At 37.6% G+C, this 25,121-nt stretch carries 24 protein-coding genes and 1 other annotated feature; of the genes, 22 read left to right on the forward strand and 2 right to left on the reverse strand.

Features of this window, described 5'->3' with window-relative positions; genetic code table 11:
• Window positions 1-11: 11 nt before the first annotated feature.
• From SST62_RS0107940 to SST62_RS0107975, 8 genes are all read left to right on the forward strand, one after another.
• The gene (locus tag SST62_RS0107940) at window positions 12-2,138 is read left to right on the forward strand and encodes a hypothetical protein (RefSeq protein WP_029186920.1); all 2,127 of its coding nucleotides are present in this window, start codon (window positions 12-14) and stop codon (window positions 2,136-2,138) included.
• Between the two features lie 78 nt (window positions 2,139-2,216).
• A complete protein-coding gene (locus SST62_RS0107945) occupies window positions 2,217-3,473 on the forward strand; it encodes a hypothetical protein (RefSeq protein ID WP_029186921.1) in 1,257 nt (418 codons plus the stop codon).
• Between the two features lie 61 nt (window positions 3,474-3,534).
• A complete protein-coding gene (locus SST62_RS0107950; RefSeq protein ID WP_029186922.1) occupies window positions 3,535-4,524 on the forward strand; it encodes a glycosyltransferase family 8 protein in 990 nt (329 codons plus the stop codon).
• 8 nt (window positions 4,525-4,532) lie between these two features.
• A complete protein-coding gene (locus SST62_RS0107955; RefSeq protein WP_024378815.1) occupies window positions 4,533-5,249 on the forward strand; it encodes a glycosyltransferase family 2 protein in 717 nt (238 codons plus the stop codon).
• Window positions 5,249-5,605: a DUF2304 domain-containing protein gene (locus SST62_RS0107960; RefSeq protein ID WP_002937073.1), complete on the forward strand. Its 357-nt coding sequence runs from the start codon at window positions 5,249-5,251 to the stop codon at window positions 5,603-5,605. The genes SST62_RS0107955 and SST62_RS0107960 overlap by 1 nt, the downstream gene beginning before the upstream one ends.
• Complete coding sequence (locus tag SST62_RS0107965; RefSeq protein ID WP_029186923.1) at window positions 5,595-6,383, forward strand: glycosyltransferase family 2 protein; 789 nt, start codon at window positions 5,595-5,597, stop codon at window positions 6,381-6,383. Before SST62_RS0107960 ends, SST62_RS0107965 begins: the two co-directional genes overlap by 11 nt.
• The gene (locus SST62_RS0107970) at window positions 6,370-7,575 is read left to right on the forward strand and encodes a glycerophosphodiester phosphodiesterase family protein (RefSeq protein WP_050571902.1); all 1,206 of its coding nucleotides are present in this window, start codon (window positions 6,370-6,372) and stop codon (window positions 7,573-7,575) included. The genes SST62_RS0107965 and SST62_RS0107970 overlap by 14 nt, the downstream gene beginning before the upstream one ends.
• Window positions 7,576-7,755: 180 nt before the next feature.
• Window positions 7,756-8,244 (forward strand): EbsA family protein, encoded by a 489-nt coding sequence (locus SST62_RS0107975; protein WP_024415750.1) that lies wholly within the window; start codon window positions 7,756-7,758, stop codon window positions 8,242-8,244.
• Here SST62_RS0107975 and SST62_RS0107980 read toward each other — a convergent pair.
• A complete protein-coding gene (locus tag SST62_RS0107980) occupies window positions 8,233-8,427 on the reverse strand; it encodes a ferredoxin (RefSeq protein WP_014637747.1) in 195 nt (64 codons plus the stop codon). The genes SST62_RS0107975 and SST62_RS0107980 overlap by 12 nt on opposite strands.
• Before the next feature lie 50 nt (window positions 8,428-8,477).
• Between SST62_RS0107980 and SST62_RS0107985 the strand changes: the two genes are divergently transcribed.
• The 6 genes from SST62_RS0107985 to SST62_RS0108010 all read left to right on the forward strand — a co-directional run bounded on the left by SST62_RS0107985 (window position 8,478) and on the right by SST62_RS0108010 (window position 14,025).
• Window positions 8,478-8,960 carry an SAG1386/EF1546 family surface-associated protein gene (locus tag SST62_RS0107985; protein ID WP_029186925.1) on the forward strand — a complete coding sequence of 161 codons (483 nt, stop codon included), beginning with the start codon at window positions 8,478-8,480 and terminating at the stop codon, window positions 8,958-8,960.
• A 9-nt stretch (window positions 8,961-8,969) separates the two neighbouring features.
• Complete coding sequence (gene cmk / locus SST62_RS0107990) at window positions 8,970-9,647, forward strand: (d)CMP kinase (protein WP_014637749.1); 678 nt, start codon at window positions 8,970-8,972, stop codon at window positions 9,645-9,647.
• A gap of 26 nt (window positions 9,648-9,673) precedes the next feature.
• Window positions 9,674-9,802 (forward strand) — a sequence feature (ribosomal protein L20 leader region).
• A gap of 40 nt (window positions 9,803-9,842) precedes the next feature.
• On the forward strand, window positions 9,843-10,349 hold the full coding sequence (gene infC, locus SST62_RS0107995) for a translation initiation factor IF-3 (RefSeq protein ID WP_002940606.1): 507 nt from the start codon (window positions 9,843-9,845) through the stop codon (window positions 10,347-10,349).
• Window positions 10,350-10,375: 26 nt separating this feature from the next.
• A complete protein-coding gene (rpmI, locus tag SST62_RS0108000; RefSeq protein ID WP_024375714.1) occupies window positions 10,376-10,576 on the forward strand; it encodes a 50S ribosomal protein L35 in 201 nt (66 codons plus the stop codon).
• 49 nt (window positions 10,577-10,625) lie between these two features.
• Window positions 10,626-10,985: a 50S ribosomal protein L20 gene (gene rplT, locus SST62_RS0108005; RefSeq protein WP_012028296.1), complete on the forward strand. Its 360-nt coding sequence runs from the start codon at window positions 10,626-10,628 to the stop codon at window positions 10,983-10,985.
• Window positions 10,986-11,529: 544 nt separating this feature from the next.
• Entirely contained in the window at window positions 11,530-14,025 is a 2,496-nt protein-coding gene (locus SST62_RS0108010) for a pneumococcal-type histidine triad protein (RefSeq protein WP_029186926.1), read from the forward strand.
• A gap of 296 nt (window positions 14,026-14,321) precedes the next feature.
• On the opposite strand, the gene SST62_RS0108015 is transcribed toward SST62_RS0108010, so the two are convergent.
• On the reverse strand, window positions 14,322-16,508 hold the full coding sequence (locus SST62_RS0108015) for an LTA synthase family protein (RefSeq protein WP_029186927.1): 2,187 nt from the start codon (window positions 16,506-16,508) through the stop codon (window positions 14,322-14,324).
• A gap of 115 nt (window positions 16,509-16,623) precedes the next feature.
• Between SST62_RS0108015 and SST62_RS0108020 the strand changes: the two genes are divergently transcribed.
• From SST62_RS0108020 to SST62_RS0108055, 8 genes are all read left to right on the forward strand, one after another.
• Entirely contained in the window at window positions 16,624-17,787 is a 1,164-nt protein-coding gene (locus tag SST62_RS0108020; RefSeq protein WP_029186928.1) for a class I SAM-dependent rRNA methyltransferase, read from the forward strand.
• Complete coding sequence (aroD, locus tag SST62_RS0108025; protein ID WP_002940621.1) at window positions 17,784-18,458, forward strand: type I 3-dehydroquinate dehydratase; 675 nt, start codon at window positions 17,784-17,786, stop codon at window positions 18,456-18,458. The genes SST62_RS0108020 and aroD overlap by 4 nt, the downstream gene beginning before the upstream one ends.
• Before the next feature lie 2 nt (window positions 18,459-18,460).
• A complete protein-coding gene (gene aroC, locus SST62_RS0108030; protein ID WP_002940623.1) occupies window positions 18,461-19,627 on the forward strand; it encodes a chorismate synthase in 1,167 nt (388 codons plus the stop codon).
• A gap of 7 nt (window positions 19,628-19,634) precedes the next feature.
• The gene (locus SST62_RS0108035; protein ID WP_029186929.1) at window positions 19,635-20,738 is read left to right on the forward strand and encodes a prephenate dehydrogenase; all 1,104 of its coding nucleotides are present in this window, start codon (window positions 19,635-19,637) and stop codon (window positions 20,736-20,738) included.
• Window positions 20,739-20,747: 9 nt separating this feature from the next.
• On the forward strand, window positions 20,748-21,086 hold the full coding sequence (locus SST62_RS0108040) for a YlbF/YmcA family competence regulator (RefSeq protein ID WP_029186930.1): 339 nt from the start codon (window positions 20,748-20,750) through the stop codon (window positions 21,084-21,086).
• Window positions 21,087-21,347: 261 nt separating this feature from the next.
• Window positions 21,348-22,493: an N-acetylglucosamine-6-phosphate deacetylase gene (nagA, locus tag SST62_RS0108045; protein ID WP_029186931.1), complete on the forward strand. Its 1,146-nt coding sequence runs from the start codon at window positions 21,348-21,350 to the stop codon at window positions 22,491-22,493.
• A 23-nt stretch (window positions 22,494-22,516) separates the two neighbouring features.
• On the forward strand, window positions 22,517-23,518 hold the full coding sequence (gene lacD, locus SST62_RS0108050; RefSeq protein WP_013730422.1) for a tagatose-bisphosphate aldolase: 1,002 nt from the start codon (window positions 22,517-22,519) through the stop codon (window positions 23,516-23,518).
• A 642-nt stretch (window positions 23,519-24,160) separates the two neighbouring features.
• On the forward strand, window positions 24,161-25,120 hold the full coding sequence (locus tag SST62_RS0108055) for an ABC transporter substrate-binding protein (protein WP_029186932.1): 960 nt from the start codon (window positions 24,161-24,163) through the stop codon (window positions 25,118-25,120).
• Window position 25,121: the final 1 nt, after the last annotated feature.

The raw sequence follows: 25,121 nt of genomic DNA on the forward strand, positions 1-25,121 counted from the left end.
AGAATTATTAGATGAATAAAGGAATAAGGACAGTAGTTCCACCTGCTATTGCTATATTTCTAATGACACATTGGTTTTTTTTAGGTGACTATCCTATTTATCAGTTTAAAACCAATCCTCATTATTTTTTAATTTTAGGTTTAGCTTTAATTTTATTTATAGTTTCTTATAGATTATTAGAAAAAAATAAAGAATTTATTTTTGATAAATTATATAAATATAGGTATCTATTGGTTCTTATAATCATTATTTTTGGAGTATTTTTTGAAATATCCGGCTCGTCTATTGGAATCTGGGGCGACTATTTAAATTCTGAAGAACTTGATAAGGTACTTTTTGGTGTGGATCGAGCAATTCGTTCTGACGAGTTTGGAACATCAACCATCTGGACTTTCTCTCAGTTTTCAAATTCGGAATCACTTTTGCCATATTTTAGTCAGGTTGTACGTGGTACAAAGACAGATATGTTCATATTATTAAATCAACCAGTATTGGCACTGCCTATTATTTTTAAACCTGCACAATGGGGCTACCTTTTCCTAGGAATTAATAAAGGATTATCTTTTGCTTGGTTAGTGAGATTCTTTTTAATGTTTATGTCTCTATTTGAAATGCTAATGTTAGTATTGAAACGAGATAAAACATTGGCATTTATAGGAGCTGCCTTAATTTCCTATGGACCTGCAGTTCAATGGTGGTCTATGGGACCTGCTGAAGTATTGACGTGGGGTTCACTCGCCGTTATTATTGTTTATCATTACATACAAACCAATAATTATATTAATCGTATTCTTCTCGGATTACTGTTAGCTTGGACAGCTACTGCATATGCTCTTGTAATATACCCAGCATGGCAAGTACCATATCTTTATGTTTTTATTTCTATTTCTATATATTTTATTGTAAAAAACTGGAAGAGAATGATGTTCTCTTGGACAAAAGATACTCTAATTATCATAAGTGCACTTGTTATAACAATTACAACTTTAGTCGGTATCTTTCTTGTCTCCAGTGAGGCAATCCAATTAACATTACAAACAGCCTATCCTGGTGCTAGAAGCAGTGCTGGTGGAGGACAGGAGTTCTTTTCATTTGTGACAGGTTATCCATTCTCAATATGGTATCCAACATTTGGTTTAGCTGAAGAGCGAGGGATGAATGTATTTTATGACTTCTTTCCACTCGGTATGATATTGGCAACCTACGCATGGATTAAGAAAAGAGACAGTTTGTTAACTATTTTACTTTTATTGAATCTATTCTTTATTTGTTATATGGTAGCAGGAATACCAAATTTTTTAGCTAAAATTTCACTATTATCCTTTACAACAACTGCTAGAATTATACCAATCTTTAGTTTTATTAATATATTATTGGTGTTAAGAAGTTTGGTTGGAATGAAAAAAGACATTTCTCAGAGAACAAGTCGAATTGTTTCGTTTATTATGGCTAGTTTGGTAATATTTTTTGCATATAATTCTACTTCATCCTATATAACAAACTCTTTAAGTGTTGATGGTACCAGTGAGCTGAGAGTCTCTTTGTATAGATGGAGTGTAATTCTAATTTCATACTTCGTGCTGATGTATGTCTTTAATGCAATATTATCAATAAATAAGCAAAAACTTTTGAAAGTTTCTCTCGCTATAATCTTTCTTTCCGGAGTCATGGTAAATCCGGTTAGAATAGGTTCGGATGTTATATTCAAAAGTAATTTAGTAACAAATATAAAATCTATTACAGAAAGCGATAAAGAAAGTAAGTGGTTGGTTGATGTTATTGGTTATCCGATGACGAATTTACCTTTAGTAGCAGGTGCACCAACTCTCAATTCGACTAATGCATATCCTAATTTAGAACTTTGGAAATCATTGGATCCACTTAGTCTGTACAACGAAATATACAATAGATATGCTCATGTTATGGTAGAAATAACTAATTCAGAGGAAGTTGTATTTGAGTTATTGCAGCCTGACGTATTTAAAGTGTTTATACCTGTTTCCAAACTTGAGGAAATGGATGTGAAATATATAATTTCAATTCGAGATTTATCGACATTTAATACTGAGACTGTACACTTTGAACTACAATCGACTGCTGACAATTATTTAATTTATAAGATTGAGAAAGTTCAATGATTTTTCAGAGTTTTAAATATATGGCTATCTGAAGTGACATTTTTACAAAAATTTATTTAGAATACGGAGTGATGTTGGATGAATGACCCTATTATAAATCAGCGAAGAAATTTTATTTGGAATATGCTAGGGACATTTAGTTCGGCCGCTGTTTCTATAGTTCTTTTGTTAATTGTGTCAAGATTGACTAACGCTCAAATCTCAGACACATTTAGTATAGCATTCACCTTAAGTCAGCAGTTTGTAGTTATTGCTTACTATGGTGTTAGAAACTTTCAATCAACAGATACTAAAGAAACATATAGCTTTTATTCTTATTTGTTAGCTAGAATACTGACTGTTGTTGCAATGTTTATAGTAATGTTTCTTTATTCAAAGATATTTTCAATTACTGGCGAAAAATTCTATATTGTTCTATTTATGACACTCTATCGTTCTTGTGAAGCATTCTCTGATGTTTATCAAGGGTTGTTTCAGCAACATCAAAGGTCAGACTTGGCAGGAAAAGTCTTGTTTTATAGAAGTATAGTATCATTAATATCATTTATTTGTGTTATTTATTTAACGGAAAATCTACTCCTTTCTTCCATTATATTATTTGTTGTGAATGCAATCCTTTTGTTTATGTTTGATTATAGATATTACTTTAAGAACTATCACAAAGTCAATGTAAATATGAATAGTTATTTGGGAGAAACACTAGAAATTCTTAGAATGTGTACAGTAATATTCCTAAGTACGTATTTAATAAATTCAATATTTAATGATCCTAAATTAGTAATTGATGACTTTATAGAGAATAATCAACTTATTGCTGGTACTCAAAGAGATTTTAACATTCTGTTTATGCCAACCTTTGTATTAAATCTTTTGTTTATATTACTCCGACCATTAATTACGGAGTTGTCTTTTCATTGGCATAATAGTGAACATTTAGAATATTCCAAGAAAATAAGATTAGTATCTAAACAATTATTTTTATCTGTTATCATCATATTAGTTTTAGGTTTTTTCCTAGGAACACCACTTCTCAGTATTGTATTTGGTGTAAATTTAAATAGTTATAAAGTTGCATTCCTAATTTTACTATTAGGTGGTGGGTTTAATTTATTTGCAGTATTGATAGATAATTTATTGACAATTCAGAGAAAACAAAATTATTTGTTGCTCGCTACTTTTTTTACATTCTTTATTTCTAAATTAATTGTGAGTCCGCTAATTAAAAATTTTGCTATCTTAGGTGCTTCAATTAGTTTTACTATTTGTATGTTTGTATATCTATGTAGTAGTCTGATTATTTTCTATACTATTAATTTAAAAAATGTGAATAATTAATTTTCTATAGAGATATGTTATTTTAGAATTAAGGGTATTATGGTGTGAAGAAAGGGAATTAATGAATATAGTATATACACTAAATGATGCATTTGTGCCACAAGTTGCTACGAGCATGTGTTCGATTTTGGAAAATTCTTCCATGACCAAACAAGCACATTTTTATCTTCTTTCAGAAGGAATATCGTCTGTTAATCAAAAGAAACTTTTAGAATTTGTTGAAAAATACGGTGCTTCAATTTCTTTTATTGAGTTAGAGAAGTTAGAAAATTACTTTGAATTCTCTTTTGACACAAATGGTTGGTCTTCCATTGTTTTAGCCAGACTTCTGATAGACAAGCTTTTACCAGAAGAAGTTGAACGTATCATTTATCTTGATGGTGACACCATTGTCTTAGGAGATTTGTTCCAATTATGGGAAGAAGAACTTGGAGGGAAAATTATTGGTATGTCACCTGAGCCAACAGTTGATTCGAATAGAAGGGCTGATTTAGATTTAGGTAGCCGTTCTTATCATAATGCAGGAGTGATGCTAATTGATTTAAGAGGGTGGCGAGATAATAATATTGGTAGTAAAATATTAAGTTATTACCAAAAGAAGAATGGTCAGTTGTTTGCAAATGACCAAGATGCCATTAATGGTGGTGTTAAGGAATACATTAAAACGTTATCAATTGCATATAACTATTTTAATATCTATGACACTTATCCTTACAAAACATTGGAGAAATTAAGTAGCCCAGCAAACTTTATTGACAAAGAAGCATACATTTTTGCGAAAGAAAATCCCATCGTAATTCATTATTTAGGTGAAGAACGTCCATGGAGGCGTTGGAACACACATAAGTATAGGAATGAATATCACTTTTATTTAGAAAAAACTCCTTGGGACAACACTCCAATGGAGGAAGGCTGGTTCATTTACTTCCAATGTTTTAAAATATTCAATTTTGTAATGAAACCATTTCCGATGTTGAGATATAGAATAATCAATTCTCTAATCCCGGCGTTTATGAAGTTTAGAAAAATGAAATTACAAAAAAATAGGTAAATATTTTTATGAAAGTACTAATGATTATCCCTGCCTACAATGAGGAAGAAAGTATCCTTCAAACTGTTCAGGGAATTATAGATTATAGAAATAGTGTGAATTTCCAATTGGATTATGTTGTCATCAATGATGGTTCAACAGATAGCACGAAAGAAATTTTGATTCAAAATAAATTAAATGCTGTTCACCTAGTACAAAATTTAGGTATTGGTGGAGCTGTTCAGACGGGATATAAATATGCTTTGGACAATGACTATGACGTAGCAGTTCAATTTGATGGTGATGGTCAACATGACATTCGTTCCTTAAATAGCTTAATTCAGCCAATCTTAGTTGGTCAAGCTGATATGGTGATTGGCTCACGCTTTGTTGGTGATACTTTGTCGGAATTTCAAACTAGCTTTATGAGACGTTTTGGAATAGGTGTCATTTCAAATATGATTAAATTAACAACTGGAAACCGAATTTGGGATACAACATCAGGTTATCGTTTGGGAAATAGAAAAGTGATTGCACAATTTGCAAAACGATACCCGATTAAATATCCGGAACCAGAATCAACTGTTCATTTACTAAAGCAAAATTTCCAAGTAGTAGAAGCACCGGCAAATATGTTTGAAAGAGCGGGAGGGGTGTCATCCATTACACCTCTAAAATCTATTCGCTACATGGTTGAGGTTTGTTCATCAATTTTGATTGCATCGCTTATGAAGGAGGGGGAATAATGACTATACAAGCATTAGCTATGTTTCTTGCCTCACTAGGTTTTTTGTATTTTATTTTTAGGAATATTAATAAAAATAAGATTTTATTCGAACATGCCTTTATGTGGATTGTTATTGGCTTCGGACTGATTGTTTTTGCACTCTTTGATGTTATTCCTATTAAATTGGCTTATTTATTCGGGTTTGGTCTGACTTCCAATTTCTTGTTATCTGTGGCAATTTTTGTTCTCTTGGTGATTGGATTTTTGCATAGTATGGCTTTATCTCAACAAAAGCAGCAGATTAAAAATTTAATTCAAGAAGTATCAATGGCTAAAAAAAGAATCTCTGAGTTGGAGGAGCATCATGCAGAATAACCATACATTTGTTATCTGTGCTTATGGAGATAGTAAGTATCTAGAAGAATGCATCCATTCGTTAAGGCAGCAAACACTTCAATCACAACTCATCCTATACACTAGTACTCCGAGTGAATATATAGAACAAATTTGCCAAAAGAATGCAATCGTAATGCATACCGCACAAGGAGGAGGTATTGGAAAAGATTGGAATTTAGCACTCTCTTTTGTAACAACCCCTTATGCTACAATTGCTCATCAAGATGATATTTATTTACCAGACTATTGTGAAAAAATAATGTCTCAGATGACAGAGGAAACGTTGATAGCTTATTCAGATTATCAGGAAGTTAAGGAAGGTGTGGCTATTCCCTTAACTTCAAACTTGAAAATCAAGCAACTCATGTTACGGACAATGGCCATGTTTCCCAAATGGAAGTTTTGGCGGAATAGGTTTTTAGCCTTTGGTAATCCAATTTCTTGTCCAGCTGTGACCTATAATTTGAAGAAACTGAATGATTTCAAGTTTAATGAAGAAATGAAAGTTTCTCTTGATTGGTTCGCTTGGTATCAAATAGCTCAAAAAAAGGGTAGATTTACCTTTGTAGATGAGAGTTTGATGTATCATCGTATCCATGAAGAATCGGAGACGACAAATAGCATTGAAAACAATATTCGTACAAAAGAAGATTATGAAATGTATTTGTTATTCTGGCCAAAGTTTATTGCCAAGTTTCTCCTGAGTTACTATGTTAAGAGTCAAGAGACGAATGGAGGCAACGATGGGGAGAAATAAGATAGAAGGAAATACACGCACTCGCAAACGAACGCATCGGTGGTCGAATCTGCATATAGTAGTGGTTCTATCATTATTTATGTGTTTGCTAATTGGCTACAAACATTTTTCCTTATTACGAGATGGCTATATTCCATTAAATACAGTTTTAGAAAAGCAATCATTTCAAAAGATTTCTGATGGGCAGTATGAGAAAAAAATCGGTGATTTATCATACTCCTTGCTGATTGATACAGATAAAAACAGTGTGACAAAAGCGGGTTATCAATTTGATATTCGTAATAGTATTCAACATTTTTTATGGATGGACTATCTGTCTGCAGATAAGATTGAGGAAATATTCAATGTGCAAGTTTCTCTTAATGGAATTTTTGTGGATGTTCAAAATATTGAATTTTCACAACATCAGTGGACAGAAAGATTTCCAAAGCTTATTGCTCATGCTGGTGGTACTTATCGTGAAAAGTCCTACAATACTTTTTATACGAACTCTTTAGAAGCATTGCAACAAAACTATTCTATGGGGCACCGAGTATTTGAAATGGATTTCTATTTAACTAGTGATGGGAAGATGGCAGCTGTCCACGATTGGGACCAATTCGGCTATATGAATGGTGTAGCTTTGAGCTCAGATGAATGGAAAAATTTTCAAACTTTTGGATCGCCTGTCACTGATTCACGCTTTACAACTATGCTCATTGGAGATGTATTAGATCAAATGCTGATTAATAAGGATATATTCTTAGTGACGGATACTAAAATATTAGAAGCATCTGATGAAATGAGATTGCAATTTTCTGAAATTGTAAACGAAGCAAAAACAAGAGATCCAGAGTTGCTGAATAGAATCATTCCTCAGATTTATAATGAAGAAATGTATTCCCTAATTCGAGATATTTATGATTTTCCTGAAGTAATATATACTCTTTATGCATCACAAGATAGTGCAGATACTGTCTTAGATTTTGTTAAAAATACTCCTGCAGTAAGTGTAGTAACCACCCCTATAGGTCATGCAAATTTCTTCACAGCTGATTTCATTGATAGTCTACACGCAGTGAATAAAAAAATCTATACTCATACCATTCACACATATGATGAATTGACGAAATATTCTGCGCTTGGAATTGATGGTTTTTATACCGGGCTATTATTGCCAAGTGATATGGAGAGATTATCGAGTTTGAGGTAATCGTTATTATTACTAATGACACTATTTTAATCATATCATCAAAAAATATTTCAAAAGCGTTTCAGAAGTTTTACAAACCAACTAATATTGTCATGTAAATGTAATAAAAAAATTCAAAAGATAGAGGTTTTCATAGGAAAATCTCTTTTTTTGTGCTAGAATAATAGATGGAGGTCCGATATGATCAAAATTTTTGGTAAAATTCGTTACCATTGGCAACCGGATTTATCATGGGCCATTATTTACTGGTCACTTACCTTCACGCCTATTTTCATTGGTATGACACTTTTATTGGAAAAGTTGAGAGTTTCAAGATTATTTATCTTACTTCTCTCTCTCTTTGTTGTATTAGTAGTGCTTGGCTTACATCGCTATTTCGAGATAAAAGAAAAGCATTTACGGATTGCTTCGGCTAATCCTTTTGCAGTACAGAAAATTGAAATTGCTACCATAGAAAAAATTGAAGTTTCTTATCTAGCCATTCGCATATTTTCACAAGAATTTCCCAATGGGCAGGTGTATCACATGCGCAAATGGCCGAAAAAATACTTTATTAACCATTTAGCTATTCATAATTGCTTCAAGGGTGAGATTGAATTAATAGACCATTTAATAAAACAGGATTATTTTGAAGAGTATTATACAAAAAAAGCCAAATCAATCCGCTGAAATGGCTTTTGTAGGACATGATTTGATGGCTTTGAGAATATCTGGATTGGGTTCAATCGTTTTCTCAAATTGTGAGTCGTCTGAAAAAACAACGATACCGTCGTCATCATAATCGAATATAGATGAATAAGTTTGGCAGAGCCCGCAGGCAATGCACCGTTCAGGAATAAGTTTTATTTTCATATTAGTATTGTAATCATATTTTAATAAAAATACAAGGAGTTTTCTCGATAATGTCACAAGAGCCATGGAATGAAGAAGTTTATCAAACAGAAACAGTTAGTCGAAAAGAACGTCTAAACAAGGGAGTAGCAAGTACAACAGTATTTACAGTCTTGGCAATTATTTTCTTTGTTATCGTACTGATTATTGGTATCACTGCCATCTATTTGTCGGTTGGAGGAAGTAAAACAGATTCAACTAAGGAATTTTATAATCCAAGCTCCGTTGCAGTTGTAGCAGAAAGTTCAACTTCAGTTGCAGAAACACAGGAGTCTACTTCTACTGATGCGACAGAAACAGAAACAACGGAAACAAGTTCCAGTCTAGCAGAGGCTACGGATGGCTCTACCCTTACTGTTCAAGCAGGTGAAGGTGTTGGACAATTAGCCGCACGTGGCGGGATTTCAATTGCTGAGCTAGAGCGATTAAATCCAGAGAAAATGACCACAGGGTCTTGGCTTGCGCATCCAGGTGATGTAGTCCGTATTAGATAAAGAGGAGTTATGAAATCAATTCAAATTGCAATTGACGGTCCAGCTTCAAGTGGGAAGTCAACGGTTGCTAAAATTATTGCTAAAAATTTTGGATATACTTACTTAGATACAGGCGCTATGTATCGCTCGGCTACCTATCTAGCCTTGACAAACGGCATAGAGGTCACAGATCAAAATAGAATCGTGGCCTTGCTTGCTCAGTATCCCATTCGATTTGGGCGTGATGAAAATGGCCAACAATTAGTTTTTGTGGGTGATGAAGATGTTACTTTGCCAATTCGTGATAACCAAGTAACAAATAATGTGTCGGCGGTAGCAGCACTTCCTCTAGTACGGGAAGAATTGGTACGCCTGCAACAGGAAATTGCCCAGGCTGGCGGTATTGTCATGGATGGTCGCGATATTGGAACAGTTGTTTTACCACAGGCAGAACTCAAAATATTCCTTATTGCCTCTGTTGAAGAGCGGGCCCTTCGTCGATTTAAGGAAAATACGGAACGTGGCATTGAGACCGACTTGGAATCTCTAAAGCAGGAAATTGCAGCTCGTGACTATAAAGATTCTCATCGAGAAGTTTCTCCTTTAAAGGCGGCAGATGATGCCATTACCTTTGATACAACAGGAGTATCCATCGAAGGTGTAGTGAAATTTATTTCCGAAAAAGCGAAAGAAATTCTTGACAAGTAGTTTTAGACATGTTAGAATAGTCGTATTGAGAAAAGCAGAAGTGAGAGCTTCTCGCCTTGCGACTAACGTTGTCTGGCTCTACGGATTAAGATTTCTTCGGAAAGAATAATGGTGTAGTGCGGACTTGTTTAGCAAGTCCGTTTCGTTTTTCTCGAAAAATATAAAATGAGGTGAAAAGCCATAGCAAAGCAAGATTTGTTCATCAATGATGAAATTCGAGTGCGTGAAGTTCGTCTTATCGGTCTTGAGGGTGAACAGTTGGGAATCAAACCGCTCAATGAGGCTCAGGCCATTGCTGATAGCGCCAACGTGGATTTAGTATTGATTCAACCACAAGCTAAACCACCAGTAGCGAAAATTATGGACTACGGTAAGTTCAAATTTGAATATCAGAAGAAACAGAAAGAACAACGCAAAAAACAAAGTGTTGTCACTGTAAAAGAAGTGCGTCTAAGTCCAGTTATTGATAAAGGGGACTTCGAGACAAAACTTCGTCATGCCCGTAAATTCCTTGAAAAAGGAAATAAGGTTAAGGTTTCGATCCGTTTCAAGGGTCGCATGATTACCCACAAAGAAGTTGGAGCGAAAGTATTAGCTGAGTTCGCTGAAGCAACCCAAGATATTGCCATTATCGAACAACGCGCTAAGATGGACGGACGTCAAATGTTTATGCAATTGGCCCCAGCTTCAGATAAAAAATAAGCTTTTTAAGCAAAAGGAGAATTAACATGCCAAAACAAAAAACTCACCGCGCATCAGCTAAACGTTTCAAACGTACAGGTTCTGGTGGATTGAAACGCTTCCGCGCTTATACTTCACACCGTTTCCACGGTAAAACTAAAAAACAACGTCGTCACCTTCGTAAAGCAGGTATGGTACATGCTGGTGACTTCAAGCGTATCAAGTCAATGCTTACTCAAATGCGCTAAGAACTGATATAGCACTACTTATTATTTGAATTATTTGGAGGAAAATTAAATGGCACGTGTTAAAGGTGGCGTTGTTTCTCGTAAACGCCGTAAACGTATTTTAAAATTAGCTAAAGGTTACTATGGAGCTAAACATCTCTTGTTCCGCACTGCGAAAGAACAAGTAATGAACTCTTACTACTATGCATACCGTGACCGCCGTCAGAAGAAACGTGATTTCCGTAAATTGTGGATCACTCGTATCAACGCGGCTGCTCGCATGAACGGTTTGTCATACTCACAATTGATGCACGGTTTGAAATTGGCAGAAATCGAAGTAAACCGCAAAATGCTTGCTGACTTGGCAGTAAACGATGCAGCAGCTTTCACAGCTCTTGCAGATGCTGCTAAAGCAAAGCTTGCTAAATAAATATATAAAATAAAGAGTTTGGTCTGTGTAGCAAGCTCTTTATTTTGTTTTAATTCGCTCATAGCTTGCTAAATTTCAATATGAATGATATAATTAACCAGTAAATTAAAAAGTCGACAAATTTTATTTTATAAAGTAAATGGATATGGCGATGAATCTGGGCAAAGCCCAGCACCGCTTCTCAACGTTAGTGTCAACATCTCAGCGCAGTGGTTGATTGGCTTTAACAGTCCACTGGACTGTTAAAGGTTGGAGATAAGATTTGCGAAGCAAATCTCAGCAATTCGTGTTTTACACTCCAAATCTGACCTCTACGACTGATGCGAACAGAGTTCGCCTTATCTCCAACCTCAAACTGTCTCCCAGACAGTTTGAGCTGTGCGGGGGTGGGAGTGAAACAGTCTGGGGATAGACTGTTTCAGCTCAACAACTAGAAATAAAGACTTGTTGACGAACTCTTCTATGAATGGTCGAGTTCTTTCCCACTCCCATTTATCATGTCAATAATATAAATATAATAGTAGACAAGGAGAGAAACAGTGATATGAAACAAGGTAAGACTTTGCTTTGTGTAGCAGGAGTATCGCTTATTTGTGCTGTAGCATTGGTAACCTATCAAGTGTCAAATTATAAAGAGCAATCGAGCCATCAAAAAATAACAAGCATAGAAACATCGCAATCAAAGCAATCAAGAGAGATTCCTTCAGATCCGAAAAAGGAAGTTCCAGGGATTGATAAGGCGACAGATGATGGTTTTTTACTCACTGATGAGTCACAAATTGAGGAAAAAACTGATTTAGGAATTATTGTCAATCATGGTGATCATAAGCATTTTTTCTTTTACTCAGATTTAAAGAATACAAAATGGTCCTATTTAATTCCTGAGAACTATCAAGAAAAAACACATTCTTCTCAACCTAATAGAAATCAGCGACCATCTGGTTCGAAGCAGACCGAAGATGAATACATTTTTGATCCTAAAGATATTGTCGCAGAGGATGCAAATGGCTATACTGTTCGGCATGGGGATCATTATCACTATATTTTAAAATCAAGCTTAGGTGGCACTACACACAGACAATTGACCTCTGATAGTCGTCAATCGTCAACTCTTCCTGTCGTTCACCAACAGGAAGGGATTCCGGGGATTGATTTTCAAACGAGTGATGGTTTCTTGTTTGATGGGCAAAATATCAGCGGTGTAACGGAAACTGGGATTCTAGTAAGGCATGGGAAACATTTGCATCTTATTCATTTTGAAACATTGAAAAGGAGTAAATGGTCTTATCTTGTGAATCAGTATAAACCAAATGTTGAATCGGATAAGAAGTCACAACCTGAGGTAGAAAATACTGAGTATCAAACCAAATTGGACTACTTAGCAAAAGAACTGAATTTAGAACCGTCACGTTTTAAGAAAGTCATCGTTGACGGTCAAATTGGATTAGAGTATCCGCATGGAGATCACACACACATTGTTTTATTAAAGGAAATTGATACAAGGAAGCCGTTTGAAAGTCCAGAGGATCGTATTCTTAAGCAAAAGGATGGAGAAACTCTTGAACAGAGAAAAGAACGTCTCATTAAGCAGTACATGGAGCGTTTTAAAGTCAAGCGTGAGGACATTACAATTGACGGGAACTATATGAGTGTACGCCATGGGGACCATGCGCACGTTTATAAAATTGATCCTAGTTTGCCAGATGATCCTGAGCGTGATGTTAAGACCGAAACGGTAAATCTTGCAATTGAGCAACAATCGGTATATGGGCCTTTTTATACAGAAGGTTCAACAGAAAATTTAACACGTAATGGTGTCTATCAAAAGTATCATCCGGAAGGTCTTCAGGATATTAAAAATTTCATTCTAGTAACATTCAGTACAAATAGTGATTTTGGTGATTTTGTCGTTAATGGTAAAAAAACGAAGAGAGTTTATTATTTGGTTCGTAAAGATTTAAATTGGGAGGATTTGAACATCACCTATCCGCAGACCCTTCAACAAAAGGGACGCGTCTTTAATGGTTGGAATGCTACTTTGCCAAAGTCTGGTAAGATGGCAAGAGAACATCAAAGTTTTTATGCTGATTTTGATACTGTTTATCGTAAGCCAACCAAAAATATTTACACTCCAAGTGATGATGTTTCAACTATTGATTTATCAGACTATGTACCTGTTAAATATAGTGCGATAGCTAATGGTCGTTTAAAATTAAATGGTGAGATTCGAGCAGGGTTCATATACTTTGTGAAATCTGACTTAACTTGGAAACAAGCTAAGGAGCAGGGGCTTGTTGTACCAGAACCGGTTCCAAGTAAAGATTATGAATTCATCGAGTTTAGGACAGTTATTACCGGTGGAGAAAAAGATACAGATTATGTTAGTGCCACAACGAGCTTGGCAGCATTTGGGACAACAGCTCCTCGTATAGGACCATATATTGCCGAAAATACGGATAATCCAACGGACATCAATGATCCAAGTAGACATCCAAATTACTATTGGCATGATCCAAAGAATTATGTAGCTCTTGCATTTCGAGCAGGTGACGGCGGTCAACTTCAGACCCATTTGGGAACTAGTAAAACAGTTGTTTACCTTGTTAGAAAAGGGTTAACATTGAACCAAGCTGGAATTTTTCCGCCATCTTTGAAGAGTGATACAGGTTATAAACGAGATTATACAAAACCTGTTATTCCAAATGTAGCATGGGACACACCTATTTTGGAAGATACTGTCTACGATATTCATTTCGATAAAGTTGAAAGTGATAGCAAAGATGGGACGGTTGAGCCAGGTGATACTTGGTTGCCTGGAAATCCATTGCCGAATACTCCAGATGTCCCGAATGGAGAAGAGGATGCAGACGGCTGGTTAGATGATTTGTTGACACCTAGCCCAGAAGTAGAAACTGTAACAGACATTGAAACTACAACAGAAGATACAAAAGCAACTGAAAGTAGTACTGTTGCACCCATAGATGCCCCTAAGAATCCATCAACAGGGGAAGAGTCTAGTGAGGATTCTATATTTCCTTGATGGAATAGAGATGAGTGATTTGAAATAGTGGTCTAATACTCTTCGAAAATCAAAATCAGACGTTGTTGACTTGATTTGATGAGTGAAAGGCTCCAGTGGAGCCTTTCAGCCTGTTACCTTGAAACAAAATAGTAACAGGGTTCTATCTGCTAAGTAGAAACGAACTACGTTCGCTCTATCTCCAACCTCCAAAGGTTCCCCAAACCCTTGGAGCTAGCCTGTTTTTGATTTTCATTGAGTATAAAAAGGCTTAGAATCAATGTAGTAACTGACATGATTCTAAGCCTTTTAGTGTATTACTGCGAATTTGAACTGGTACTTGTTGAGCTAGTGCTTGTACTTGTACCAGTATTTGGTGTGCTAGTAGCAGTTGTACTACCGTGAAGTTCTAGGTAGCTTGGTGCTTTAAATAGTTCAATTGTTGATTTATTGCCGTTTTTACTATACAAACTTGTCGATTGTGTACCAAGTTTATTCTCCAGTGCAATCTCGGCAGCCAATGAGTCAATGTAGTTATATTGACTTGAATCCAAGGCTGGCAATCCATTGTCGAAGAATCGGATAAGATCACCAGTTTGAATGGCATCGCTAGTCGCTAGTTGTGCTGCGGTAGCTTCTTTAATTGCATCAATTTCTTTCTGAGTTGTCTCATCTGGATTTGTAATTTCAAGACCAGTTTCTGTATAGTAGATTTTACCTTCGTAGCTAGTGTATTTTGGTGTGATGAAACTGCCAGCGGTTCGAAGAGCCACAATTTGGCTGTGTTGGCTGGAAAGTAGATCTTGACCAACTTGAAGATAGTTATCGGATTTGATTCCTAAAAGATGTTCGAGAGTAGGAAGTGCATCAATCTCACCACCATAGGTATCAAAAATCCCACCGTTGGTCATTCCAGGTACAACAATCATATATGGAACACGTTGCATCATGGCATTGTCAAAATCTGACCAAGTCTGTGAATCTTTTCCAATCAACGGTGCCAAGTCAGGATTACGTGAATTAGAAATCCCATAGTGATCACCATAGAGAACGATGACGGAGTTTTCGTACAAGCCAGTCGCTTTTAAGTAATCGAAAAATGCCTTTATGGACGCATCGAGATAGTTTGCAGTAGCAAAATAACCATTAATGGTTTCATCATCTGTATTGGCTAATGGAAAGCCAATCTCATCCCCAATCAAGCTGGTTGTATAGGGGTAATGGTTGGAAACTGTGATAAATTTAGTATAGAAGGGTTGCTGTAAATGTTCAAGATATTGGATAGAGTCGGCGAACATGATTTTATCATTCAGACCGTATTGGAATGAATTTTCAGCAGTGGCTTCAGAGAAGTAGGATTGATCAAAGAAGTAATTGTAACCCCACTGTTTATAGGTATTGTTCCTATTCCAGAAACTGGCTGCGTTACCGTGGAATACAGCAGATGTATAGCCACCATTTTGAGAGAGAATATATGGTGCAGCTTGCTGGGTATTGCTTCCACCATATTGGACCATGAAAGAGCCTTGATTGAGTCCAAAAAGTGAGGTCTCAATCATGGTTTCGGCATCAGAGGTTTTACCTGCCTTCACTTGGTTAAAGAAATTAGAAAAGGCGAGAGTAGAGCTAGAATGATACAGAGAATTGAGGAAAGGTGTGACTTCGTATTCGACACCGTTGACGTTCAACTTATAGTCAATAACAAATTGTTGTAAGCTTTCTAGGTGGAGATAGATAACATTTCGCCCTTTGGCAATACCGAAGTAGTTGTCATTCGGTTGAGCATAATGTTCTGTAATATATTGTTTTACAGGCTCCAGGTCTGAGGCAGTGGCCCCAGAGCGATCCTTATGGGCATTGTAGGTTTGATTAGCATTGTAGCCAAGGAAAGCTGGTAACCCAAGGGCTCTGACGATATAAGTATTAGAAAATCCTCTCGTAAGTAGCTCAGGTCTATCAATTTCTGCTAAAAAGAGATTGATAGAGAACAATAATACTGAAAAGGCTGTGATGGCAAAGCTAGATTTTTTATGAAATGGAGTTTTGTCCCAGTGAAATGCCTTACGGTAGACTAAGAAACCAAAAGCTATAAAATCAAGAAAATGGACAATATCCCATAGCCTAAATAACTTAAGAGCTGCTTCTCCTAGTCCAGCAGATACGCTAGAGGTAGCCATCATGGTAGAAATGGAGATATAATCGGAAAATTCTCTATAATAGACTGCATTTGAAAAGAGCCAGGCGAAAAGAACAATATAAATGGTCATCGCTACACTATAGAATACTTTCGTATTCTTTATATAAAGCGAGAGACCAAGCAATAAAATCCCTACTGGTAGAGGATTTATAATAGCGATAAAATTTTGGAAAAATCCTTGGGTATCTAAATTAAAATCAACATAGTAGGCCCAGAGTGTTTTGAGCCAGTAAATGATTAGCAAAATCAAGACGAAGCCAAGTCGAGTTTGTCCGCTCTTCTTGACGTAGTCAATTAGTTTTTTCACAATAAAACCTCATGGTCCTTTCTAAAAGCTTAGTTCATTATACCATAATTTTAAAATAAGCCTCAAAGTTTAGAGTTTTTTTGGCATATATGAAGAAACATGTTATAATAATTATATGAAAATAAAGGTAAACCGTATTGCAGAACAGAAAATAAACAGAGGGATTCAACTCTTGGATAGCGCTGATTTTTCAGGTTTTTCGTTTGATGAAGACAGGCTGGCTGTTTTGTATTCAGAATCTGGAAGCTATTTAGGTCAGGCTTATTTGTCCAAACAGAATAAGGGAATAGGCTGGCTGTTTAGTAGAAGCAACCAAGACTTGACCGTGGATTTTTTTGTTAAATTATTCGTGGATGCGAAACAGAAACGTCAACATTTTTATCAATCTGAGATGACGAATGCTTTTCGTTTATTTAATCAAGATGGAGATAATTTTGGTGGAATGACGGTTGACTTGTATGATGAATACGCAGTTTTTTCATGGTATAATACCTTTATTTATTCTGTCAAAGAGATGATTGTTGCTGCCTTTCAACAGGTATTTCCAGAAGTAAGAGGAGCTTATGAGAAGATTCGTTTTAAAGGTTTGGTCTTTGAGTCTGCTCATCTTTATGGAGAAGAAGCCCCTGAGTATTTCACAGTGTTAGAAAATGGAGTTCACTATCAGGTCTTTATGAATGATGGACTGATGACGGGAATCTTTTTGGATCAGCATGAGGTACGTGGTTCCTTGGTGGATGGCCTGGCGGCAGGCAAGTCACTTTTGAACATGTTTTCGTACACGGCAGCATTTTCTATTGCTGCTGCCATGGGCGGAGCAGGGGAAACGACTTCTGTTGACTTAGCCAAACGCTCGCGAGAACTTTCTAAAGCTCACTTTACGGTTAATAGTTTAGACTTAGATAATCATCACTTTGTAGTAATGGATGTATTTGAATATTTCAAATATGCCAAACGTAAAGGCTTGACTTATGATGTGATTGTCTTGGATCCGCCAAGCTTTGCACGAAATAAGAAACAAACCTTTTCAGTAGCCAAAGATTACCACAAGTTGATTTCTCAATCTTTGGAAATACTAAATACAGGTGGAACTATTATCGCTTCGACCAACGCTGCAAATGTTTCTGTTGAAAAATTTAAGCGGCAGATTGAAAAAGGTTTTGGTGTTAGAAAACACCGTTATGAGGCAAGTTATCGCTTGCCAGCCGATTTTGTAATCAATAAAAATGATGAAAGTAGTAATTACCTAAAGGTCTTTACGATACAGGTAGATAAATGAAAATAGTAGTTCCTATTATGCCTAGAAATCTGGAAGAGGTAGAGGCCATTGATGTAGAACGTCTAGCAGAGGCAGATATTGTTGAATGGCGAGCAGACTACCTTCCGAAAGATGATATTTTAAGAGTAGCACCTGCTATATTTGAAAAATGTAATGGTAAGGAAGTGGTTTTCACCATTCGGACAACACGTGAAGGTGGTCACTTGGATTTGGACGATCAAGAATATGTCAATTTAATCAAAGAAGTTGCAGCGCTTTATCAGCCAGATTATATTGATTTTGAATATTATTCTTATAAGTCGGTTTTTGAGCAGATGTTGGAGTTTCCTAATCTTGTGTTGAGTTATCATAATTTTGAGGAAACACCGTCTAATTATATGGAAATCATGTCTGAACTGACTAGCCTGTCACCAGCTGTTGTTAAAATGGCTGTAATGGCTAAGACAGAGCAGGACGTCCTAGATGTTATGAATTATACTCGTGGTTTTAAATCGCTGAACACCGAGCAGACATTTGCGACAATCGCTATGGGTGAACTAGGGAAGTTAACGCGTATTGCAGGTGTGATTACAGGATCCTGCTGGACTTTTGCCAGCTTAGATGAAACATCTGCACCTGGACAGATGTCTTTAGGCAATACTCGTAAGTTTTTGGAAATTTTGGAGAATTAAGTATGCGTTATTTAACAGCTGGTGAGTCTCATGGACCACGTCTAACAGCCATTATTGAGGGAGTTCCAGCTGGTCTTCCTTTAACAGCTGAGGATATTAATGAAGATTTAAAACGTCGCCAGGGGGGATACGGTCGTGGTAGTAGGATGCAGATTGAAACAGATCGCGTAGAGATTACGGCTGGTGTTCGTCACGGTAAGACAACCGGTGCCCCGATTACATTGAATGTGACCAATAAAGACCATCAAAAATGGTTGGATATTATGGCAGTTGAGGACATCGAAGAGAAGCTCAAAAGTAAGCGTCGTATCAAACATCCACGACCAGGACATGCTGACCTAGTTGGTGGTATGAAATATCGCTTTGATGATTTGCGTAATTCCTTGGAGCGTTCTAGTGCGCGTGAGACAACTATGCGTGTAGCTGTTGGTGCGGTTGCCAAACGGATTTTGGCTGAGTTGGATATTGAAATCGCTAACCATGTAGTCGTTTTCGGAGGGAAGGAAATTGATGTCCCAGATGGTTTAAGCGTAGCAGAAATCAAAGAGCGTGCAGCCCAGTCAGAAGTATCCATTGTCAACCAAGAGCGTGAAGAAGAAATCAAAGCCTATATTGATCAAATCAAGCGAGATGGAGATACTATTGGCGGGGTGATTGAGACTGTTGTTGGAGGAGTTCCAGCTGGCTTGGGGTCATATGTGCAATGGGATAAAAAGTTAGATGCAAAATTAGCGCAGGCTGTTGTTTCAATCAATGCTTTTAAGGGAGTAGAATTTGGAGTAGGCTTTCAAGCTGGCTATCTCAAAGGGAGCCAAGTCATGGACGAAATTCTCTGGTCCCAAGAAAAAGGATATACACGCCGAACCAATAATCTAGGTGGTTTCGAAGGTGGTATGACCAATGGCGAGGCCCTAATCATTCGCGGTGTTATGAAACCAATTCCGACCCTCTATAAGCCATTGATGTCGGTTGACATTGATACCCATGAACCTTATAAAGCAACTGTGGAGCGTTCAGATCCAACGGCTCTCCCAGCAGCTGGTGTGGTCATGGAATCAGTCGTAGCTACAACTCTAGCGACAGAAATTCTAGAGAAGTTCTCTTCCGATAATATGGAGGAATTGAAAGCTGCAGTAGCCAGTCATCGCGACTATGTCAAAAATTTCTAGGTAATTAATGAAAAAAACGATTTTAATTGTAGGTCTAGGGTTGATTGGAAGTTCACTTGCGCTCTGTATTCGCAAAGACCATCCAGACTATTACCTCATTGGCTTTGATCTTAACGAACAATCATGCCAATTTGCCTTGGGCAAGGGGATGGTTGATGAGGTATCAACGGAATTGGAGGGTGTAGCAAAGCAGGCTGATGTGATTCTTCTTTGTGTTCCAATTCAAGTTTCTTTGCGCTTGATTGAAGAATTTAGTGCCCTTGAATTGAAGGATACGGTCTTGATTACAGATGCAGGTTCAACGAAGTCTGCAATTGTGGCTGCTGCAGAGGAACATTTGGCGCCAAGACAAATTAATTTTATCGGTGGCCACCCTATGGCAGGTAGTCATAAATCTGGTGCCAGTGCAGCAGATCTCTATCTATTTGAGAATGCTTACTACATTATGACACCGTGTCAGGCCACCAAGCAGGATGCGGTTCCCCGATTGACAGATTTGTTATCTGGAACGGGGGCACGTTTTGTTCAGATTGATGCGGCAGAACATGACCGTGTGACCAGTCAAATTTCACATTTTCCACACGTATTGGCTTCTAGTTTGATGCATCAAGCTGGTGAGTATGCCCAAGATCATCCCTTTACGAATAATTTTGCAGCTGGAGGATTTAGAGATATGACACGGATTGCAGAAAGTGAGCCGAGCATGTGGACTAGCATTTTGCTAACCAATGCAGATTCTATTCTAAATCGAATCGAGGAATTTCAAGCACGTCTCTCAGAAATTTCAGATGTTCTCAGATCTGGCGATCAAAAAGCAATTTGGGACTTTTTTGATAAGGGACGTCAAACTCGTAAAGCCATGGAAATTCACAAGCGTGCAGGTGTTGATTCTTTCTACGATTTATTCCTTAGTGTTCCTGATGAGGAAGATACGATTTTGAAGGTTTTGGAAGTCTTACGGGGTATTTCCATTGTCAATATTCGTATCAATGAAGAGAACCGTGAAGATATACACGGTATTTTACAAATAACGTTTAAAAACAAAGGAAATTTGGAAGACGCTGCGAAACGTTTAAGAGAGCAGACGACTTACAAAATCCATTTAGATTAGGAGAAAATTATGTCAACAAATATCTATGATATCGCAAATGAATTGGAACGTGCAATCCGTAACCTGCCTGAATATAAGGCTGTGGAAGCCGTTAAGGTCTCAGTTGAGGGGAATTCAGAATCCAAAGAAATATTGGAAAGTTATATTTCTTTCCAAAAAGAAATCCAATCTAAATTGCAGGCTGGTGAAATTCCTACTGAAGCTGACCAAAAGAAAATGTTGGATTTCAACAAGAAAGTTCAGGGAAATCCACTTTTGACGGAATATTTCAGCAAGCAACAACAGTTGGGAACTTATGTAGCTGATTTGGAACGTATCATCTTCAAGCCTCTCAACGAATTGTTGTAATATATTTATATTTGATAGGAGCAGGGTGTTAGGTCATGAATTGACGCCTAGTATACGCTGCTTACGTAGAGTTCTTATCTCCAAGTACAGATTCAGAAACGGTACTTTGGGGAGTAAGAACTCTTTTTTCTACCTTCTCCAGCATCCATTTCTTATAAAGTTATGGTAATTACTTGACATTTTCTAATAGAAGTTCTACAATATATTTGGTATATGGTTATAACCAGTTTAGCAAGTGTATATATCAATAAAGGAGATAATATGGCAGTATTTATAAAAGCAAAATCTATTATTTTACCAGAGAGTGAGGTCGAATCAGTCTATTTGGAAATTACTGACAAGGGTCAGTTTGGACGGATTATGACTGAAAAGCCTGAAGGGGAGATTGTTGATTATTCTGACTTTCATTTAGCACCAGGGCTAGTTGATACACATATCCACGGCTACGCTTCTCACGATGTTATGGACAATGATTTTGAAGGGATCAAGGTAATTTCAGAAGGTCTCTTGTCTTGTGGGGTGACCTCTTGGCTTCCAACGACCTTAACAGATACGACTGAAAATTTAGATGCAGTTTGTGAAACGATTGGGACCTATGCAGGGCAGGAAACAGGCGCCAAGATTCAAGGTATTTTCTTAGAAGGTCCCTTCTTTACAGAAAAATACAAGGGAGCACAAAATCCTAAGTACATGAGCGATCCGTCCATTGAAAAGTTGGACAACTGGCACAGCTTATCTAAAGGTTTAGTCAATAAAATTGCTATTGCTCCAGAACGTGAAGGCGTCAAAGAATTCATCGAGTTTGCTAACAGCAAGGCAATTCATACTGCCTTGGCTCACAGCGATGCGACCTATGCGCAAGCGGAAGCGGCAGTAGAAGCTGGTGCCAATATCTTCGTCCATGTTTACAATGGGATGAGTGGGCTTCATCACCGTGAACCAGGTATGGTCGGAGCTGCTTTGAATTTAAAAAATGTCTATGCGGAAATGATTTGTGATGGACACCATGTTCATCCAGCTGCGGCAGAAATCGTGGTCAAAGCACGTGGAGCTGAGGAAACTGTTTTGATTACGGACTGTATGCGAGCTGGCGGTATGGGTGAAGGGGAGTCCCGCCTCGGTGAATTTGAAGTTGTTGTAAAAGATGGAACTGCTCGTTTAAAAGAAAGTGGTAGTTTGGCAGGTTCTATCTTAGAATTGATCGAAGCAGTGCAAAATGTTGTGAAATGGGGCTTGGTAACCCTACCTGATGCCCTTCGTATGGCCTCTCTGGCACCAGCTCGCTCTGTCAATATTGACCATATTTGTGGTCGGATTGCAGAAGGCCGAGCTGCAGACTTTATCGTCGTAGATGATGCAGGATGCTTACAAGCGACCTATCTAGATGGCGTGAAACGATTTGGTTAATAAAATTCCTTAGGAGGAAACTAATGACAAAATTACAACTTTCTCAAGCTAAATTCAATCACATGACCCGCTTGTCAAATAGCGATCAGGTGATTGCGGCCTTGGCGATTGACCAACGGGGGGCTTTGAAACGCTTACTTGCTGCTGCAGCAGGTGGTGGAGAATTTGGAGATGACATTTTGATTGACTTCAAGAAAGTCATCTCAAGTGATTTGACCCCTTATGCAAGCTCTATCCTCTTGGATGCTGAGTATGGCGTTCCAGCTTCAGAATTGCGTCATGCAGATTGTGGCTTCATTGCAGCTTATGAAAAAACAGGTTACGATGCTTCCACACCAGGTCGTTTGCCAGACCTTTTGCCAAATTGGTCAGCTAAGCGCATCAAGGAATTGGGGGCGGATGCCGTAAAAATCTTGCTTTACTATGATGTAGATGACAAGCCAGAAATCAACGACATTAAGCATGCCTGGGTAGAACGTATTGGTAGTGAGTGTATCGCAGAAGATATTCCTTACTTTGTCGAAATCTTGACTTACGATGCCAGCGATATGGATGTGACTTCTCGTGAATACGCAGCCCTCAAACCACACAAGGTCAACGGCGCCATGCGTGAATTTAGCAAGTCACGTTATAATGCAGACGTGCTCAAGGTTGAAGTGCCTGTCAATATGAACTTTGTAGAAGGCTACACGGATGAAGAGCCAGTCTATACAGTTGAAGAAGCTAAGGCCTTCTTCAAGGAACAAACAGACAGTACTCACTTGCCATTCATTTATTTGAGTGCGGGTGTATCTGCTAAACTCTTCCAAGAGACACTTGTCTTTGCCAAAGAAGCCGGTTCAAGCTTTAATGGTGTTCTTTGTGGTCGGGCGACTTGGAAGGATGCAGTAGCCATCTTTGCAAGCGAGGGTGAAGAAGCAGCCAAAGCTTGGTTGGCAGATCAAGGCCGCCGCAACGTAGAAGAACTCAACGAGGTTCTAGCAACTACAGCATGTCCTTGGACTGAAAAAGTTGAAGTAAAATAATTGTTTTAGTAGGGTCTGAGCTTAGGTTCAGACTTTTTTGTGACATCAAATATAGTCATTTATACCCTTCGAAAATCAAGATCAGTCGTTGTTGACCTGATTTTGCAATCCGCTCTTATATCTCCCACCTTGAACAGTTCATTTACTGTGCAAGCAATCTAGGGGACTGTTTCAAGTCAATGCTAGAAATTAAGTTATAGCTACGGCTGTTGACAGATCGTTTTATAGCTAATAATATAGGGGGTTATTTTTAGAAAAATTCGAAAAAACTTGAAAAATCTGAAAATTTACGCAATTTCCTATTGACAAATAATTTGAAAACAGTTATGATAGTTACAAATAAATGAGAAAGGGAAACAGAGATGTTACAAATGTGTCAAAATCATTCAGCTAATCATACTTATTTCTACGGCTATTTTAGATAGTGTTTGTAGACATGGTAAACATGGATGCAAACACGGGAACGTAAAGTTTGTATCTATGTGGCTGTAGCTATTTTGACATGTGCCCATAGATGATACATCTAAATGGCACGGATAATTCATTCTGTTTTCCTATACAGATGAAATATAAGGACCGTTTAGAGTGTAGTCTAAGCGGTCCTTTCTTGTTTGCAATTATATTTATAAAAGGAGAATAATCATGGGATTTAAAAAAATTATACTTAGTTCAGTAGCACTTTTGTCAGCAGTAACGCTTGCTGCATGCAGTTCCAATTCGTCAGATTCAAGTTCGGTCAATGTTGGTATTATTCAATATGCTGAACATGAAGCATTGACCTCAGCTCGTGAAGGCTTTGTAGAGGCACTCGAAGAAGCAGGCTACAAGGAAGGTGAAAATCTGACGATTGATTTGCAAAATGCCCAAGGTGATCAAGCAAACTTACAGACAATGGTTGAGAAATTGGCAGGGAAAAATGATATTAACTTTGCCATCGCAACACCGGCAGCCCAAGCTATGCTTAATGCAGATAGTGAAACATCAAGTGTATTCACAGCTGTCACAGATCCAGTTGAAGCAGGTTTGGTTGAATCATTGGAAAAACCAGGTGGGACCATGACAGGATCGACTGATGCAACTGATGTGGAAGGTCAAATTGAGATGTTGCTCAAAGTTGTACCAACTGCGAAGACGGTCGGTATTTTCTACAATTCTAGCGAGGTAAACTCAGAAGTTCAAGCTGAGCAGGCTAAAAAAGCACTCGAAGCAAAAGGTGTAAAGGTAGAAGTGACAACAGTTACGACTACAAACGATGTTCAGCAAGCTATTACTTCACTTGCAGGAAAAGTCGATGCTATCTATCTTCCAACTGATAATACAGTTGCCTCTACAGCTTCAACAATCGGTGATATTTTAAAAGAAGCAAAAGTTCCAGCTATGGGAAGTGACGCGGCAGTTATTGACGCAGCTCTATTTACCTACGGTGTCGACTACCATGCTATCGGTGTTCAAGCTGGTGAATTGGCTGTGAAGATTTTGAAGGGTGAAAAGCCAGCTGACTTAGCAGTTGAAAAACCAAATACAGCGGCTATTACCGTCAATGAAGAAATGGCTAAAGCTGTTGGTATTGATGCAGCAACTATAAAAGCATTAGAAGAGTAAA

The sequence above is a fragment of the Streptococcus suis YS56 genome, assembly GCF_000440115.1.
Lineage (GTDB): Bacteria > Bacillota > Bacilli > Lactobacillales > Streptococcaceae > Streptococcus > Streptococcus suis_L.